The organism is Zobellia uliginosa (assembly GCF_900156625.1).
GTDB lineage: Bacteria > Bacteroidota > Bacteroidia > Flavobacteriales > Flavobacteriaceae > Zobellia > Zobellia uliginosa.
Genome location: NZ_FTOB01000006.1, coordinates 62,310 through 80,022, shown reverse-complemented (window position 1 = coordinate 80,022; position 17,713 = coordinate 62,310). Strand labels below are relative to the sequence as shown.

Sequence of the window (17,713 nt, the reverse complement as noted above, 5' to 3'; positions counted from 1 at the left end):
TAAAAGAGAACGGTTTTTTTATTGATACCATTATGCCAAAAACTATCCTTCCAAAAGGAAGTAAAAAACTTCTGAATGCTTGGGCATTCTATGATTGGGCCAATTCAGTTTACAACCTGGTAATCTCATCCGCTATATTTCCTATCTTTTATGGGGCGCTCACTTTGGTGAAAGACGAAGACGGCAAAGTACTTGACGATACGGTCCGTTTCTTGGGCATCGATTTTAACAACGATACCCTGATCAGTTATGTGACGGCAGCCGCATTTTTAATGGTCTCCTTTTTGAGTCCGCTTTTAAGCGGGATAGCAGATTACGTAGGGAACAAGAAAATGTTCATGAAGTTCTTTTGCTATTTAGGGGCCTTTTCGTCTATCGGACTTTATTGGTTCAATATGGACCACCTTTGGTTTGGTTTGCTCTGTTATTTTATGGCATTGATCGGTTTTTGGTCGAGCTTGGTATTCTATAATTCGTATTTGCCCGATATTGCTTTTCCCGAACAGCAAGATGCCATTAGTGCTAAGGGATATTCTTTGGGCTATATCGGAAGTGTCTTGCTTTTGATTATTTGTTTGGCCATGATCTTAAAGTTCGATACGTTCGGCTTTGAGGATGAATCTACACCGACCCGGCTTTCATTTGTGTTGACCGGTTTGTGGTGGATCGGTTTTAGTCAGTATACCTACTATCACTTGCCAAAAGGAAATAAGAAGGAAAACTTTACCAAGGATATATTGTTCAACGGGTTTAAGGAATTAAAGTTGATTTGGTCAAAGATCAAGGCAAATGTACCGTTAAAAAGGTATTTGGGGGCATTTTTTGTTTACAGTATGGCGGTGCAGACCATTATGTTGGTGGCTACGTATTTTGGTATAGAAGAACTTGACTGGGGGAAGACCGATTCTACTACCGGCCTTATAGTGAGTATTCTGCTCATTCAAATCGTTGCGGTCTTAGGGGCTTATGTGACTTCACAATGTTCAACGCGTTTTGGGAATATCAATACATTGATTGTGTTAAATATTATTTGGATCATCATTTGCGCTTTTGCCTATACGATTACCACACCGATGGAGTTTTATATTACGGCTTCGGCCGTTGGTCTTGTGATGGGGGGTATACAGTCCCTTTCTAGGTCGACCTATTCAAAGCTCTTGCCTGAAGACGCGGTAGATACCACATCTTATTTTAGCTTTTATGATGTCTCCGAAAAAATAGGGATTGTTATCGGGATGTTGAGCTATGGGTACATTGCACAGCTTACGGGAAGCATTAGATATTCAATTATCTTCTTGGGGTTGTTTTTTCTAGTAGGGATGATTCTCTTGACACGGGTCAATAAAAAAGCCTCTTAAAAAGAGGCTTGATCGATGACTGTGATACTCGTTTTTTGATGTATTATTCTTTTGAAATGTCACCCGACCCCGATACTTTGCTGTCTACCTTTGTCGGGTTACCGCGATAGCTGATATCACCCGAGCCTGAAACCCTTGCCTTTAATTTTTCATGGGCCGTAAGCTTGATATCGGCCGATCCCGAAACCGTGGCTTCCACGATGTCGGCCTCTAGCTCGTAGGCCTTGATATCCCCAGAACCTGAAATACTGGCTTGAAAATGATGGGTGTTACCAGAGAGGTTCATATCACCGGACCCCGACATGGTGGCGGTCAGGGTATCCGTATCTACGTCAATGGTAATATCGCCTGAACCCGACATCGATGTTGTGAGTTGAGGTGTATTTAGGGTTACATGGCCTACAATATCGCCCGAACCCGATAGACTTAGGGCGTCTATACTTTCTATCGGTACCTTTATCTGTATGCTCTTATTGCGTAAAGAAGGTTTTAGGTTTACACCGCGTTCAACCTTGATGATCAGCTTGCCCTGCTCTACTTTTGTAATGATATGCTTCAATAGGTTTTCTTCGCCTTTGATGACGAGTTCGCCTTCGTTCCCGCTTACGAGGTCAACATCGAACCAGCCCGATACCGCAACGGCATCATAGTTGCCGACCGTGCGCTCTATGCCGACCATGTGGCCGTTGCCCTTAACGCCCTTGCCCCATTGTGCCGAGCAGGAAAAGCTTACGAACGCTAAACTTAATAAGATTAAATTTTTCATGACTTTCTGTTTTAAATATGATTTTGATGAGGTGTTAATTTCTAAAGAATGAGATGCCTCCGTAGTCGCTCACGATAGAAAGCGAATTGTTTCCTTGTGACGAACCGTGAAAACCTTTGTAATAGGTACTTGTGTTTTTTTCTTCCCTGATATTGATTTCAAAATCGTCTATACCGCCCACTCCGGCATATGAGGTTTTGATTTCAAAATTAAATTGATAATCGCGAGCATAACCAATTTTTATGCCCGTATAATCGGCCCTGATCTCTACGTTGCCCGCATCTTCAGATAAACGGCCTATTTTTAGGGAACCATAGTCGGCCGAAATATCGAGGTTCCCGTGAACGCTTTCTAATTGTACATTGATGTAATCTCCGGAGCCTTGTACGTTTTTGACTTGGCCTATTTCAATCTTACCGTAATTACTCGAATATTGTAGGTTTTCCATTTGTTCGACCGAGCTATTGGTATAATCGGCACTTATGATCAGGTTTCCGGCTTTCGCTATGTTGAACCCCGAGTAATCTGCCGATATTTTTCCGCTATTTATATATGAAATAGTCGATTTAGAGGTGTAATCAAAATTCAATTGGTTGTTCCGGCCCCGGAGTTCTCCGATATCCAAGCGGCCATAATCGCAACTTATTTTGGCGTGTCCGTCTATTCGGTCGAGGTTTATGCTGCCATAGTCGTTGTCAAGGTCTACACTGCCCTTTATCGGTAGTTTGACCGTGTAATTGATCTGCATGTTTACATTGCTGCTTTTTCCCCAGTTCCACCCCCAACTACTTTTATGGTCGTTAAATATCGTCCTTGCCGAGACAACACTATTGCTGGCGTCGAAATCGACAGAAATTTGGTCTAGTTTTTCTTGGGCCTTTTCTTCGTTGTTACTGCTCGTTTTGATATGTACCTCTATAAGGATGCGGTTCTCGTTCCAAGAAGTGATATTCAGGTTTCCGTAGCTGTTATTAACCTCTAAGAGGGCATCGCTGTTGACGTCAAATTCTTTCTTGATGGTCTTTTCCTTGGTGTAGCGCCCCTTGAGCTTCCCCTCGTGGGGAAACAGGTAGAGAGGTAGGGTCAAAAACAAAAGGACTAAGGTTTTATATTGTTGTGCTATCATCGTATTTTTTTAAATTTTTAATAGTTTCAATGGTCTCGAGAACATCCTGTAAAAGATTGATGCGGGTCTGGAAATTGGTAATCATGGCGCTTAGAATGGCCTTGCTATTGCCCCCATTGATAAGGTCTTCTTCCAGTTGTTTGTAATCGACTTCCAATTTGTTGAGCTGAACCATAGTGTCGTCTACGATTTTCTTCGTTTCGGGGGAGGTTTCGTTCTGCAACTCGTTTACCTGCTCTTCGATCAGACTGGCGAAATAAAACTCGGTTCTTGAAATCTCAGGGGATATTTTGGCCACTTTTTCCTCTAAGGAAGGCTCGGGCCGAAAAAGACCTATTCCGGCCGCAAGGAGTACCAGCAAACAGGCGGCAATGCCCATGGGCCTGTACCATGTTCTTTTTGGGGGCTTCAGACTGATCGCACCCTTTTGGGCGTTCAATTTTTGAAGAAACCTCAGTTCATGGCCTTCTGCCGGTATTTCATGGTCAAATGAACCGTTCAGGTTTTCAAAAAGATGGTCTATATTATCTTTTTCCATAGGTCAAGCTTGTATCAATTTATTTCTAAGGCTTGCTTTGGCCCTTGAAATAGTCGTTCTGCAATTGGCATAACTCATATTCATTATTTCGCAAATTTCCTCATAATCATAACCTTCGATAAGATGTAAGGTCAAAGAAATTCCATAGTTGTCTTTAAGCCGCTTCATGGTTTCCATCACTTTTTGAGCCTTTAGTTCCTTAAACTCATGGGGGCCGCTAGCATCTACTTCCTTATCTTCGACCTTGTGTAACACATCTTCTAGGGCTACCTCGTTCTTTTTTGAACGTTTTCTGTAATGGTAGATACTGTTGTTGATTACAATCCGTTTTAACCAAGAACCAAATGTGACCTCTCCTTTGAAAGTATGCAGTTTCGTGAACGCGTTCAAAAACGATTCCTGCATGATGTCTTCGGCCTCATCGCTTTGTTTTATAATCCGCAGGGCCGTATTGTACATGGCTTTGTAATAGCGGTTGTAAACTTCAAGTTGGGCACTTTGGTTTCCGTCAAGACACTGTTGCAACAATGTATCGATATGTTCTCTTTGTTGGCTCAAAAAGTGAATGGTTTCTTTATAGATGATCATAAGGTATGGATTGTTACAGTTTGTCATAAAAATATTTTCGTTGGTTTTTTTTGGTCTGGCATAAGAATTGACCATTATGGAGCGATAGAAAAGGCGCTAGGCGCTGTTTTGCCAATAGGTAAGGCGCTTTTGATGAATATGATGTAAATAGATAACTAAGGGTTCTGTCAATAAAATGACAGAATGACCGCAATTGATACTATGGGAGATTCTAAATTCACGAATTTTGACAATATGTCGCTACAGTCCATCGATGAAGATGCTGAGCTAATACCACTTTTGACCTCTGAGGATGAAGAGGAAATGAGCAACGAGGTGTTGCCGGAAACGCTTCCGATACTTCCGCTTCGTAATACGGTACTCTTTCCTGGGGTGGTTATTCCTATTACCGCGGGCAGGGATAGTTCGATCAACTTGATCAAAGATGCGAACAACGGCTCCAAGGTTATAGGTGTGGTGTCGCAAAAAGATAAGGATACCGAAAAACCCACCGTTAACGATATTAATGTATTGGGTACGGTGGCGCGGATCCTAAGGGTGCTAAAAATGCCCGATGGGAATACGACCGTAATCTTACAGGGAAAAAAGCGTTTTGAAGTGGCCGAGGTGCTAACCGAGAAGCCTTATATAACCGCAACCGTCAGGGAGACCTCGGAAGAAAGACCCGACCGGAACGATCCCGAATTTTTGGCGATCATAGAGTCGATCAAAGATTTGGCCCTTCGCATTATTCGTGATAATCCCAATATCCCGAGTGAAGCGTCTTTCGCCATAAAGAATATTCAAAGCAATTCGTTTTTGATCAATTTTGTTTCAAGCAACTTGAACCTCAATGTAGACGATAAGCAAGAACTTCTTGAAATTAACAATCTACAAGAGCGTGCCCTTGCCACCTTAAAACATATGAACCTTGAGCTACAGAAATTAGAGCTCAAGAACGATATTCAATCGAAGGTGCGTAACGATATGGACCAACAACAGCGCGAATATTTCTTGCATCAGCAAATGAAGACCATTCAAGAAGAATTGGGTGGGGTTTCACATGATGACGAGATTTTCGAGATGCGTAAGAAGGCCAAAAAGAAAAAGTGGGACGATAAGGTCAAGGAGCATTTTGATAAGGAATTGTCAAAGATGCAACGAATGAATCCGCAAGTGGCGGAGTATTCGATCCAGAGAAACTATTTAGACCTGTTTTTAGATTTGCCTTGGAACGAGTTTTCAAAGGATAAATTCGATTTGAAACGGGCCCAACGAATATTGGACCGTGATCATTACGGATTGGAAGATGTCAAACAAAGAATTATCGAGTACCTGGCAGTTCTTAAGTTGAGGAATGATATGAAGTCTCCCATATTATGTCTTTACGGCCCTCCTGGGGTGGGTAAGACCTCTTTGGGAAAATCGGTCGCCGAAGCTTTGGGGCGTGAATACGTAAGGATATCCTTGGGGGGGTTAAGGGATGAGGCGGAAATACGCGGACACCGTAAAACCTATATAGGGGCCATGCCCGGTAGGATCGTACAAAGCCTTAAAAAGGCGGGTACTTCCAACCCGGTCTTTATCCTTGACGAGATAGATAAACTTTCTAGTAGCCATCAGGGCGACCCATCTTCCGCCATGCTGGAAGTTTTGGATCCGGAGCAAAACAATGAGTTTTATGACAATTTCCTTGAAATGGGCTACGACTTGTCAAAAGTGATGTTCATTGCCACGGCGAACAACTTGTCTACCATTCAACCCGCACTTCGTGATCGAATGGAGATAATAAACGTAACGGGCTATACCATTGAGGAAAAAGTGGAAATTGCCAAAAGACATTTGCTTCCGAAGCAACTGAAGGAACACGGTCTTACGTCAAAAGACCTGACGATAGGCAAGCCGCAATTAGAGAAGATCGTTGAAGGGTACACACGTGAATCGGGTGTGCGTTCATTAGAGAAACAGATTGCCAAAATGGTGCGTTATGCGGCCAAGAATATCGCCATTGAAGAAGAGTACGAGGTAAAGGTTACCAATGCGATTGTAGAAAAGGTATTGGGGCCTGCCCGTTTGGAACGCGATAAGTACGAGAATAATGATATTGCAGGGGTTGTAACCGGCCTCGCGTGGACAAGTGTTGGAGGGGATATCCTTTTTATCGAATCCATTCTGTCAAAAGGAAAGGGCGCCCTGAACATTACCGGTAATTTGGGTAAGGTGATGAAGGAATCGGCAACGATCGCTATGGAATATATTAAATCGAATGCCGAAAGATTTGGCATCGACTCAGGAGTGTTCGATAAGTACAATGTGCATATTCATGTGCCGGAAGGGGCGACCCCAAAAGACGGGCCAAGTGCCGGTGTAACCATGTTGACTTCATTGGTTTCATTGTTTACACAAAGGAAGGTGAAGAAGAGCCTGGCCATGACCGGCGAGATTACGCTTCGTGGTAAGGTTTTGCCGGTAGGGGGTATCAAAGAAAAAATCTTAGCGGCCAAGCGTGCCAGAATCAAGGAGATTATTCTTTGTAAAGACAACGAAAAGGATATCTTGGAAATAAAAAAGGAGTATCTTAAGGGTCTCAAATTCCATTATGTTACCGATATGCACGAAGTGATAGATATTGCTATTACAGGGCAAAAGGTTAAGAATGCTAAAAAACTCTAATGTCTAAGATTACGATTGCCATCGACGGCTTTTCTTCTACCGGTAAAAGTACTTTGGCCAAACAATTGGCCAAGGCCCTAGGTTATGTTTATGTAGATACGGGGGCCATGTACAGGGCGGTAACCTTGTTCGCCATGCGTAACGGTTTTATAGGAGGCGAAAGCGAAAAACTGGAAGATTTGGTACAGTTGCTTCCTAAAATAAAATTGCGGTTCGAACCTAATGAAGCATTGGGGTTCTCGGAAATGTATCTCAACGGGGAAAACATCGAGAAACAGATACGTACGCTCGAAGTCTCTAATTATGTGAGCCGAGTAGCGGAAATTGAACAGGTGCGCTACAAACTGGTAGAAATGCAAAAGGAGATGGGTAAGGAAAAAGGCGTGGTTATGGACGGTAGGGATATCGGTACCGTGGTCTTTCCCGATGCCGAGCTCAAGGTCTTTATGACCGCATCGCCCCAGGCACGTGCTACCCGTAGGTACAAGGAACTGTTGGATAGGGGGGAGAAGGTATCTTACGAAGAAGTGCTCGAAAATGTGCAGAAACGGGATTTTATCGACTCCAACCGTGAGTTTTCCCCACTGCGGAAAGCCGATGATGCCATTGAGTTCGACAATAGCGATATGGGCTTGAAAGAACAGTTTGAGCGCTTGTTGAGCATAGCGAGGCGGTTTATAGAAAAAGCTTAAAAAAAACCTGTCAGAAACAAATCTGACAGGTTTTTTATTGTCTTTCGGTTTATCCTTAGATATTCGGAATAACAAGAACTTGATCCGGGTGAATTACATCAGGATTGTCAAGTACGCCCGTATTGGCCGCAAAGATTTGCTTGTACTTCATTGGGTCACCGTAATATTGCTTGGCAATTTTACTCAAAGATTCGCCGCTTTTGACAGTATGTCTGTGGTAGACCGAAGTATCGGAAACCGTAATGTTCGCCTTTACGTCAGAAGGATTTTCACCACCCAATTGCTTGATTTTGTCCCACAAAAGGTTTTTTTCGTATTGGGTTCCGGCTTCTCCCTTTATCTTTAAAACGCCGTCTTCTTCCTTAACGTCGCCATTTTTTATACCTAATTGCTCACCAAGATTTAAAACCTCTTGATATTTTGCTTTAACACTCATAATTGATTTCTTTTTTTCTAATGGTTAATATTTGAATTCCTAAGATAACGATAAATCCAATGTTTTATGTATAAAATGGCATAAAATATAGTCTGAATGGGAATGCTTGGGCCTAAGGGTTGGTAGACTAATAAAAAAGATGTATTTTTGCACACCTTTTTTGCAAAGTCATCAAGAGAAAAAAGGATAGATAAAAAATTGACATATAACAACTTCTACGATCATTGTTTAACTCTTGTGACGTCGTGGAATACAAATTGAACATCAGCAAATGGCTGAAGAAAAAACAACAGCTCAGGTAGAAGAAACTGCCGAAGCAAAACAAGAAGTAAAAGAACAAGCTCCGAAACAAGATCCAAAAGAATTTTTGGAAAATTTTGATTGGGACAAGTACGAAGAAGGTATCGAACGGGTAGATGACTCTAAATTAGAGGAATTTGAAAAGTTGGTAGCTGAAAACTTCGTAGACACTGCCGATGAAGAGGTAGTTGAAGGTAAAGTAGTCTATTTGACCGACCGTGAGGCGATCATAGATATCAATGCCAAATCTGAAGGTGTTATTTCGTTGAACGAATTCCGTTACAACCCAAACTTAAAAGTGGGTGATAAGGTTGAAGTTCTTATCGATATACGTGAAGATAAAAGTGGCCAATTGGTACTTTCGCACAGAAAGGCCAGAACTATTATGGCTTGGGATCGTGTGAATGCGGCCCACGATAAAGAGGAAATTGTTAGTGGTTTCGTCAAGTGCAGAACTAAAGGGGGTATGATCGTTGATGTTTTTGGCATCGAAGCGTTCTTGCCAGGTTCTCAAATCGATGTGAAGCCTATTCGTGACTACGATCAATACGTAGGTAAGACAATGGAATTCAAGGTGGTTAAAATCAACCACGAATTCAAGAACGTTGTAGTATCTCATAAAGCCTTGATCGAAGCCGATATCGAAGAGCAGAAGAAAGAGATCATCAGCCAATTGGAAAAAGGACAGGTATTGGAAGGTGTTGTGAAAAACATCACTTCTTACGGTGTGTTCGTTGACCTTGGCGGTGTTGATGGTTTGGTACACATTACCGACCTTTCTTGGAGCCGTATCAACCACCCGAACGAGGTTGTAGAATTGGATCAGAAAATCAACGTTGTTATACTTGATTTCGATGAGAACAAATCTAGAATCCAGTTGGGTATGAAGCAATTGGAGAAACATCCTTGGGATGCCTTGAGCGACGAAATCAAAATTGGAGACAAAGTAAAAGGTAAGGTAGTTGTAATCGCTGATTACGGTGCATTTATCGAGGTTGTTGAAGGTGTTGAAGGTTTGATCCACGTTTCTGAAATGTCATGGTCTACGCACTTGCGTTCTGCCCAAGATTTCGTAAACGTTGGTGATGAGGTTGAAGCTGTGGTATTGACCTTGGATCGTGAAGATCGTAAAATGTCTCTTGGTATCAAGCAATTGACGCCAGACCCATGGACCGATATTACTACTAAATACCCTGTTGGTTCAAGACACACAGGTATCGTTAGAAACTTTACCAACTTCGGCGTTTTTGTTGAAATGGAAGAAGGTATCGACGGTTTGATCTACATTTCTGATCTTTCTTGGACGAAGAAAATCAAGCACCCATCTGAATTTGTATCCGTAGGAGACAAAATGGAGGTTGAGGTATTGGAGTTAGATGTTGAAGGTCGTAAGCTTAGCTTAGGTCACAAACAGACAACTGAAAACCCATGGGATAAGTATGAGGCTGAATTTGCAGTCGGAACTTCTCACACGGCGGCCATTACCGATATCGTTGATAAAGGTGCTACCATCGACTTTAACGAAGACATTACGGCATTTGTACCGCAACGTCACTTGGAAAAAGAAGACGGAAGCAAGCTTGGTAAAGGCGAAGAGGCAGAATTCAAGATCATTGAGTTCAACAAGGACTTCAAAAGGGTTGTTGCAAGCCACACCGCTATTTTCCGTGAAGAAGAGCAGCGTAATATCAAAGCCGCTCAGAAAAAAGCTGCAGCAGCTGCAGACGAGGCTAAACCTACTTTAGGTGACGCTAACGAGCAATTGCAAGCTTTGAAAGATAAGATGGAAGGTAAGACGAAATAAGTCTTTTCACTTATAGATTATAGATCTCCGCAGCCCAATGGGTTGCGGAGATTTTTTTTGTAGTTGTTTTTGGGTTAACCGCTTTATTAGGAACGAGTTGTGACCCTGAAAGGTGAAAAAGGGCGGAAAAAGAAGCTTCATATGTGAAAAGAAAAACCGATACATTTGTAAAGTCTCTTTTTTTCTAACTAGAAATCGCTATTTTTGTCAAGCTAAACCAACAAAGCAGTATGGGGCAAAAAGTACTTCTTTCTGAAAAAGAAATAAACATCATACTCCATCGTTTGGCATGTCAACTCCTCGAAAATCACCTTGATTTTAAAGACACCGTACTCATAGGCATACAGCCTAGGGGCACCTTTGTAGCGGAAAGATTGACCAAAATCTTGAAGGAGGAATATGGTGTAAAGGAAATTAAATCAGGTTTTCTTGATATCACCTTTTATAGGGACGATTTTAGAAGGGGTGATAAGACCTTGGAGGCCACCAAGACCAAAATCGATTTTTTGGTCGAAGATAAAAAGGTAGTCTTAATTGATGATGTTCTGTATACCGGGCGGAGTATCCGTTCGGCCCTTACGGCCATTCAGTCTTTTGGCAGGCCTTCGGAAATCGAGTTGTTGACCCTTATCGATAGACGGTTCAGTAGGCACTTGCCTATTCAGCCCAATTACAGGGGGCGTCAGGTCGATGCTATCAACGATGAAAAAGTTAAGGTTCTCTGGAAGGAGAACGACGGTGAAGACGTGATATATTTGATAAATAAATAACAATGGCGGAACTGAGTGTAAAACACTTATTAGGAATCAAATATCTAAATGAAAAAGATATTCATCTCATATTTGAGACCGCCGATCATTTTAAAGAGGTAATCAACCGTTCCATCAAAAAAGTACCGTCACTACGTGACATTACCATTGCCAATATCTTTTTTGAGAACAGTACGCGAACCAAATTATCTTTTGAACTTGCCGAAAAAAGATTGTCGGCGGATGTCATTAACTTTTCGGCGGGCCAATCATCGGTAAAAAAAGGGGAAACCCTTATAGATACCGTTAACAATATTCTTTCGATGAAGGTCGACATGGTGGTTATGCGCCATCCGAACCCCGGGGCGGGCATTTTTCTGTCCAAACACGTCAACGCGAGTATTGTAAATGCGGGTGACGGCGCCCATGAGCACCCGACACAGGCATTGTTGGATTCTTACTCCATTCGTGAAAAACTCGGAGATGTAGCGGGTAAGAAGGTTGTGATTGTAGGTGATATTCTTCACTCTAGGGTGGCCCTATCAAATATTTTTGCCTTAAAATTGCAAGGTGCCGAGGTTAAGGTCTGTGGTCCTAAGACTTTGTTGCCCAAACATATTGAGTCGCTTGGGGTAAGTGTAGAGACCGATTTGAGAAAGGCGCTTGAATGGTGCGACGTGGCCAACATGCTACGCATACAGAACGAGCGTTTGGATATTAGCTACTTCCCCACCACTAGGGAATATACCCAACAGTTTGGGGTGAACAAGAAAATGCTTGATAGTTTAGATAAGGAAATCGTTATTATGCACCCCGGACCGATTAATAGGGGAGTGGAAATTACGAGCGATGTTGCCGATTCAAAACAAAGTATTATCTTGAACCAAGTAGAAAATGGTGTAGCGGTTCGCATGGCAGTGATTTATTTGTTAGCTTCAAAAATTAAATGATATAAGTATGATTTTCGATTCAGACGGTTCAACCACCATCGTTTTTCAAGAAAATACCACACTTTCAGTTTTTTTGAAAAACCTAAAAGATGCTTATCCTAAGATTAAGAACGATAATATAATTGTTAACCTTTTTTCCTTTTCAAAGTTGAAGGCCGACGATGTTCTAGAGTTTTTGCAGATATCTGAAGAACATAGAAAATCGAAAAAATCATTTGTGCTGGTCACCGATAAGGTGTCGTACGAAGAAGTGCCCGATAAGATTATTGTTGTGCCCACTGTTCAAGAAGCGCACGATATCATTGAAATGGAGGAAATAGAAAGAGATCTAGATTTATGAGCGACTATCACCTATCTCAAGTAAACATCGCAAGAATGCTTGCACCTATCGACAGTCCGGTAATGGCTGATTTCGTCAAAGATTTGGATCGTATCAACGGTATTGCCGATAAGAGTACGGGGTTTATTTGGAGGTTAAAGGGTGATGAAAACAATGCAACGGCCCTGCGGGTCTTTGAAGATGATTTCTTGATCATCAATATGTCCGTTTGGGAATCGAAGGAAGCCTTGTTCAATTTTACGTACGCCTCACAACATGCCGGTGTGCTCAAGCGAAAAAAGGAGTGGTTCCACAATATGGCCGATATGCATATGTGCCTTTGGTATATAGAAAAAGGACATGTGCCTACGCCCGAAGAGGCAAAAGAACGCTTAAATTATCTTAATACACACGGCGAGTCTCCTTACGCTTTTAGTTTTAAAGGGCAATTTTCAGCTGAAGACGCTTTGAAATATTCGCCCAAGAACTAACAATAAAATGAAATTGCACATTCTAGGTTGCTATGCGGCCACCCCGAGAACCTTGACCAACCCCACTTCACAGGTACTCGAAATAGGGAACCACATGTTTCTCATCGATTGTGGGGAGGGAACGCAGGTGCAATTGCGCAAACTTAAGCTCAAATTTTCCCGCGTCAACCATATTTTTATTTCGCACTTGCACGGCGACCACTTTTTTGGTCTACCCGGATTGGTCTCCACCTTTAGGTTGCTGGGAAGGGAGAAGGAATTACATATTTACGGACCCAAAGGCATCAAGGATGCCATTACGCTCTTATTGAAGCTGGGTGATTCGTGGACAAACTACCATATCCATTTTCATGAACTGACAAGTGCCGTACCTGAAGTTATTTTTGATGACGACAAGGTAAGTGTAGAGACCATTCCCTTGACCCATAGAGTGTATACCAATGGTTTTCTTTTTAAGGAAAAATTGGGCGAGCGAAAGCTCAGTGTGGAGGCCGTAGCAAAGTATAAGGTCGATAGGGCTTATTTTCAAAATATCAAAAACGGGCGTGATGTAACCATGGACGACGGTACCGTTTTGCCGAATGCCTTGTTGAGCTTTGATCCGGCGAAACCCAAGAGTTATGCCTATTGTAGTGATACGGCCTATAAGCCGGACATTGTTGGGCAAATCGACCATGCAACGGCATTGTACCACGAATCTACTTTCTTACAGTCTGAGGCCGACTTGGCGGTAAAAACCAAACATAGTACGGCCAAGGAAGCGGCGGCAATCGCGAAATCGGCCCATGTAGAGCAGCTTATTTTGGGGCATTATTCTACACGTTACAAATCGATTGGGCTGTTTAGGCAAGAAGCCGCGGAAATCTTTCCCGATGTAGAACTTGCCGAAGATGGTAAGTTTTTTGAGTTTTAGTATCCTTCCTATTTTTGCATTAAAGATCTTTTGCAGAACTTTGGTTGAACAGATTTCAGGAATAAGATTATGCAAAAAGATTTAGGTGATTATCGTAAGTCATACGAAAAAAGTGCCCTTTTAGAAGGTGCTATTTCGGAAAACCCCATGGAGCTCTTTCAAAAATGGTTCCATGAAACCGAGGCTTCGGAAGGTGTTGATGAGCCCAATGCCATGACGGTATCTACAATTGGTTTAGATGGCTTTCCAAAGAGCAGGGTGGTGTTGTTGAAGAAATTCACTTACGAAGGCTTTATATTTTACACCAACTACAATAGTGAAAAGGGAAAGGCCATTGCGGCCAACCCGAATGTATGTGTGTCCTTCTTTTGGCCGAATATGGAAAGGCAGGTTATTATTAAGGGAAAGGCCGAAAAAATTGCAAAAAATTTATCGGACGGTTATTTTGAGTCACGACCTGACGGAAGTAAACTAGGGGCCTTGGTTTCAGATCAAAGCTCGGTTATTCCTTCCCGGGAAATCTTGGAAACCAAGTTGAAGGCACTTGAACGCGAGTATGAAAACAAGGAGATCCTTAGGCCCGAACACTGGGGGGGATACCTGGTCAGGCCCCAATCGATTGAGTTTTGGCAAGGTAGGCCCAATCGTTTGCACGACCGCATAAGATATGTATTGGTGGATCAACTGGATTGGAAAATGGAGCGTTTGGCTCCCTAGGACAGATTAGACATGTAAGGGGCGATGTCATAACATTTTTTAAACTTTAAATTTTGGTTAAATGAAAACATTGGTATTGGTCAGACACGGAAAATCTTCATGGGATTATTCAGTAGGCGATAGGGATCGCCCCTTACAAGAAAGAGGTATTAGAGATGCGCTTAGGGTGTCTTCCGCCTTTAAATCGCAAGCCGTAAAAATCGATAAGGTTTTCTCAAGCCCTGCCAATAGGGCTTTGCACACTTGTATGATTTTTATGAGGCAATTGGGCCTGCCTTTGGCCAAAGTGGAAATTACCGATGAGCTTTACGACTTTTCAGGTGAGTCGGTCTTTGATTTTATCGAAAGGCTTGACGATGCCCTTGATTCCGTTTTGGTTTTTGGGCATAATCATGCCTTTACCTATGTTGCCAATTCTTTGGGAAATACCTATATTGACAACGTTTCTACGAGTGGACTGGTACACCTTGATTTTAATGTGGATTTTTGGAAATCGGTTCAAAAAGGAACGACTAAACAGACAATTTTCCCCAAAGACCTTAGATAGATGATTAAAACGAAAACGAAATATATAAACCGAGAAATCAGTTGGTTGCGATTTAATGAAAGGGTGCTTCAAGAATGTGAGGATGAAAATGTGCCCCTGATCGAACGACTTCGGTTTTTGGGTATTTTCTCTAACAACCTCGACGAGTTCTTCAAGGTACGCTACGCTACGGTAAAGCGAATTTTTGAGGCAGGTAAGTCGGGAAAGAGTGTTTTGGGAGGAGAAAAGGCCAAAGATTTACTGGAAGAGATCACCAAATTCGTAATCGAACAGCAACGTAAGAGTGTTGAGATTCTTAAGAATATAGAAAACGAACTAGAGGAACAAGATATCTTTTTGTTGAATGAAAATGAACTCAGTGAGAAGCAAGGGGAGTTCGTTAGAAAGTACTTCATCCAAAAGGTGAGTCCTCAATTGATGACCATAATTCTGAATGACCTGGCGGAGTTTCCAATGTTGAAGGATACGGCGGCGTACTTGGCCATAAAAATGGTATTAAAGAGCGATGACCGTACCAAACGTACCTATGAGAAAAAGGAGAAACGGTATGCGCTTATAGAAATTCCGAAGGGAATAGACCGTTTTGTGGTGCTTCCCAAAGAGGGCAATAAGAACTATATCATTATTTTAGACGATGTCATCCGGTATTGTATGGACAGTGTTTTTCCGATGTTCGATTATAAGTCGATATCATCTCATATGATCAAGATTACCCGAGATGCCGAGCTTGATATCGATAACGACCTGAGTAAGAGTTTTATAGAGAAAATATATTCAAGCGTAGAGCATAGAAAAATCAGTGATCCGGTACGTTTTGTCTATGATAAGAATATAGAGACCGATACCCTCGATTTTCTTAAGGATAAAATGGGAATCGAAGATGCCGATAGTGTTATACCTGGTGGTCGCTACCACAATAAAAGGGACTATATGGGTTTTCCTAGTTTAGGGAGGGAAGATCTTATGTACGAGAAAATAGCGCCCTTACCCGTAAAAGGATTGCCTTTGGAAGGCAGTTTGCTTGAAAAGATAGCGGAGAAGGACTATCTGCAGTATACGCCCTATCACACATTTTCCTATGTACTTAAGTTTTTAAGGGAAGCGGCATTGGATCCTAAGGTTAAGACCATCAAGATTACCGTTTATCGGCTAGCCAACGATTCTCAAGTGGCGGCTTGTCTCTCCAACGCAGTAAAGAACGGAAAGCAGGTGACCTTGCAGATCGAGTTGCGCGCTCGCTTTGATGAACAAGCGAACATTAGGTATGCCGAAGAATTACAGGCAGAAGGTGTAAAACTGATTTTTGGTGTACCAGGTCTGAAAGTGCATAGTAAAATTTGTATGATCGAGCGTGAGGAAAACGGACTCATAAAGCGCTACGGTTTTATCAGTACCGGAAACTTCAACGAGTCTACGGCCCGTATCTATACCGATTATACCTTGTTTACGGCCAACGAACCTATTTTAAAGGAGTTGAACAAGGTTTTCGATTTTTTTGAAACAACATATAAAATCAATAAATACAGACACTTGATCGTGTCTCCCCACTATACTAAAAGCTTCTTTAAAAAGCTGATACAAAAAGAGATAAGTAACGCAAAAGAGGGTAAGGAGGCGTATATTAAGATCAAGATGAACAGTTTTACGTCGTACAAGATGATCGATATGTTGTACAAAGCGAGTAATGCGGGCGTTAAAATTCAACTGATCGTAAGGGGTATCTGTTGTCTGATACCGGGCATAAAGGGTATGAGCGAGAATATCGAGGCCATCAGTATTGTGGATAAGTTTTTAGAGCATCCGCGTTTGTTTATTTTCTGTAATGATGGAGATCCAAGGGTGTTTATTTCTTCGGCCGATTTTATGACACGTAACCTAGAGAATAGGGTAGAGGTAGGGTGTCCGATCTATGATGAAGATGTAAAAAAGGAGCTGATCGATACTTTTGAAATATCGTGGAACGACAATGTAAAGGCCAGGGTCTTCAATGAGGCCCAAGATAACGCCTATCGTGTGAACAATAAACCTAAATTAAGGTCGCAGTTCGCCATGTACGATTATTACAGGGATAAATTGGGTTCTGATATACCTACCGCAACAGAATAGAAAAAAGCCTCTGCTACATCCTGCATGGCAGAGGCCGGTCTTAACCGTGAATACTTTCTTTTTTTCCGAGGTCTTTCATGATCTCGGCTTCGTAATCTAATAGGGCCTGCCATTTTTGGTCAACTTCGGAGCGGTCTCCGTATTGCCGTGCGAACTTTAGGAACATCGTATAGTGGCCGGCCTCGCTTACCATTAATTTGTGATAAAACTCTGCCAGTTCCTTGTCTTCGAGTTCTTCGGAAAGCAACCTGAAACGTTCGCAACTTCGGGCCTCTATCAAGGCGGCATATAAAAGCCGGTGTACCAATTGATGGGTACGACTACCTCCTTTTGGAAAAAATTGCGTCAATTTATTCACATATTCGTCCTTTCTGTCGCGACCCAAAACCTGGCCACGGGCAATAATACGGTCGTGTACCATTTTAAAGTGGGCCATCTCTTCGCGGGAAAGTGCGATCATTTCTTCGACCAACTCGGTATATTCGGGAAAACCTATGATCAATGATATGGCCGTGCTCGCTGCCTTTTGTTCGCAATAGGCATGATCGGTCAGTATTTCATCGATATTTTTCTCAACAATATTCACCCATCTGGGGTCGGTCGGTAGCTTTAGGCCTAGCATAATTCAATTTTTCGTAAAATTAGCAAGAATCTTTGTAAA

At 42.2% G+C, this 17,713-nt stretch carries 18 protein-coding genes; 12 read left to right on the top strand and 6 right to left on the bottom strand.

The features are described from left to right. Nucleotides 1-32 precede the first annotated feature (32 nt). Nucleotides 33-1,358 carry an MFS transporter gene (locus BW980_RS18075; protein WP_076456568.1) on the top strand — a complete coding sequence of 442 codons (1,326 nt, stop codon included), beginning with the start codon at nt 33-35 and terminating at the stop codon, nt 1,356-1,358. 43 nt (nt 1,359-1,401) lie between these two features. On the opposite strand, the gene BW980_RS18070 is transcribed toward BW980_RS18075, so the two are convergent. From BW980_RS18070 to BW980_RS18055, 4 genes are read right to left on the bottom strand one after another with little or no spacing between them, the layout of a single operon-like run. Then, a complete protein-coding gene (locus BW980_RS18070; protein WP_076456567.1) occupies nt 1,402-2,124 on the bottom strand; it encodes a head GIN domain-containing protein in 723 nt (240 codons plus the stop codon). A gap of 34 nt (nt 2,125-2,158) precedes the next feature. Beyond that, nucleotides 2,159-3,250: a hypothetical protein gene (locus BW980_RS18065; RefSeq protein WP_076456566.1), complete on the bottom strand. Its 1,092-nt coding sequence runs from the start codon at nt 3,248-3,250 to the stop codon at nt 2,159-2,161. Then, on the bottom strand, nt 3,231-3,788 hold the full coding sequence (locus BW980_RS18060) for a hypothetical protein (RefSeq protein WP_076456565.1): 558 nt from the start codon (nt 3,786-3,788) through the stop codon (nt 3,231-3,233). Before BW980_RS18060 ends, BW980_RS18065 begins: the two co-directional genes overlap by 20 nt. Nucleotides 3,789-3,791: 3 nt before the next feature. Beyond that, nucleotides 3,792-4,346, bottom strand: a complete 555-nt coding sequence (locus BW980_RS18055) for an RNA polymerase sigma factor (RefSeq protein ID WP_076456668.1) — start codon at nt 4,344-4,346, stop codon at nt 3,792-3,794. A 231-nt stretch (nt 4,347-4,577) separates the two neighbouring features. On the opposite strand from BW980_RS18055, the gene lon reads away from it, so the two are divergent. Then, nucleotides 4,578-7,028 carry an endopeptidase La gene (lon, locus tag BW980_RS18050; RefSeq protein WP_076456564.1) on the top strand — a complete coding sequence of 817 codons (2,451 nt, stop codon included), beginning with the start codon at nt 4,578-4,580 and terminating at the stop codon, nt 7,026-7,028. Next, entirely contained in the window at nt 7,028-7,720 is a 693-nt protein-coding gene (gene cmk, locus BW980_RS18045; protein WP_076456563.1) for a (d)CMP kinase, read from the top strand. Before lon ends, cmk begins: the two co-directional genes overlap by 1 nt. Before the next feature lie 55 nt (nt 7,721-7,775). Here the strand turns inward: cmk and BW980_RS18040 are convergent, their stop codons facing one another. After that, on the bottom strand, nt 7,776-8,156 hold the full coding sequence (locus tag BW980_RS18040; RefSeq protein ID WP_076456562.1) for a LysM peptidoglycan-binding domain-containing protein: 381 nt from the start codon (nt 8,154-8,156) through the stop codon (nt 7,776-7,778). 271 nt (nt 8,157-8,427) lie between these two features. On the opposite strand from BW980_RS18040, the gene rpsA reads away from it, so the two are divergent. The 9 genes from rpsA to ppk1 all read left to right on the top strand — a co-directional run bounded on the left by rpsA (nt 8,428) and on the right by ppk1 (nt 17,052). Next, nucleotides 8,428-10,260 (top strand): 30S ribosomal protein S1, encoded by a 1,833-nt coding sequence (rpsA, locus tag BW980_RS18035; protein WP_013991889.1) that lies wholly within the window; start codon nt 8,428-8,430, stop codon nt 10,258-10,260. Nucleotides 10,261-10,490: 230 nt separating this feature from the next. Then, the gene (pyrR, locus tag BW980_RS18030) at nt 10,491-11,030 is read left to right on the top strand and encodes a bifunctional pyr operon transcriptional regulator/uracil phosphoribosyltransferase PyrR (protein WP_013991888.1); all 540 of its coding nucleotides are present in this window, start codon (nt 10,491-10,493) and stop codon (nt 11,028-11,030) included. Between the two features lie 2 nt (nt 11,031-11,032). Further along, the gene (locus BW980_RS18025; protein ID WP_076456561.1) at nt 11,033-11,959 is read left to right on the top strand and encodes an aspartate carbamoyltransferase catalytic subunit; all 927 of its coding nucleotides are present in this window, start codon (nt 11,033-11,035) and stop codon (nt 11,957-11,959) included. A gap of 7 nt (nt 11,960-11,966) precedes the next feature. Next, nucleotides 11,967-12,299: a ribonuclease Z gene (locus BW980_RS18020; RefSeq protein WP_076456560.1), complete on the top strand. Its 333-nt coding sequence runs from the start codon at nt 11,967-11,969 to the stop codon at nt 12,297-12,299. After that, nucleotides 12,296-12,769 (top strand): DUF3291 domain-containing protein, encoded by a 474-nt coding sequence (locus BW980_RS18015; RefSeq protein WP_076456559.1) that lies wholly within the window; start codon nt 12,296-12,298, stop codon nt 12,767-12,769. Before BW980_RS18020 ends, BW980_RS18015 begins: the two co-directional genes overlap by 4 nt. 7 nt (nt 12,770-12,776) lie before the next feature. Then, nucleotides 12,777-13,682, top strand: coding sequence for a ribonuclease Z (locus BW980_RS18010; protein ID WP_076456558.1), 906 nt, complete (start codon nt 12,777-12,779; stop codon nt 13,680-13,682). A 69-nt stretch (nt 13,683-13,751) separates the two neighbouring features. Further along, nucleotides 13,752-14,399 carry a pyridoxamine 5'-phosphate oxidase gene (gene pdxH / locus BW980_RS18005; RefSeq protein ID WP_013991883.1) on the top strand — a complete coding sequence of 216 codons (648 nt, stop codon included), beginning with the start codon at nt 13,752-13,754 and terminating at the stop codon, nt 14,397-14,399. A gap of 61 nt (nt 14,400-14,460) precedes the next feature. Continuing rightward, nucleotides 14,461-14,946 carry a SixA phosphatase family protein gene (locus BW980_RS18000; protein WP_076456557.1) on the top strand — a complete coding sequence of 162 codons (486 nt, stop codon included), beginning with the start codon at nt 14,461-14,463 and terminating at the stop codon, nt 14,944-14,946. Then, nucleotides 14,947-17,052 (top strand): polyphosphate kinase 1, encoded by a 2,106-nt coding sequence (ppk1, locus tag BW980_RS17995; protein ID WP_076456556.1) that lies wholly within the window; start codon nt 14,947-14,949, stop codon nt 17,050-17,052. Nucleotides 17,053-17,092: 40 nt separating this feature from the next. Here the strand turns inward: ppk1 and miaE are convergent, their stop codons facing one another. Next, entirely contained in the window at nt 17,093-17,674 is a 582-nt protein-coding gene (gene miaE, locus BW980_RS17990; RefSeq protein WP_076456555.1) for a MiaE family protein, read from the bottom strand. Between the last annotated feature and the right edge of the window lie 39 nt (nt 17,675-17,713).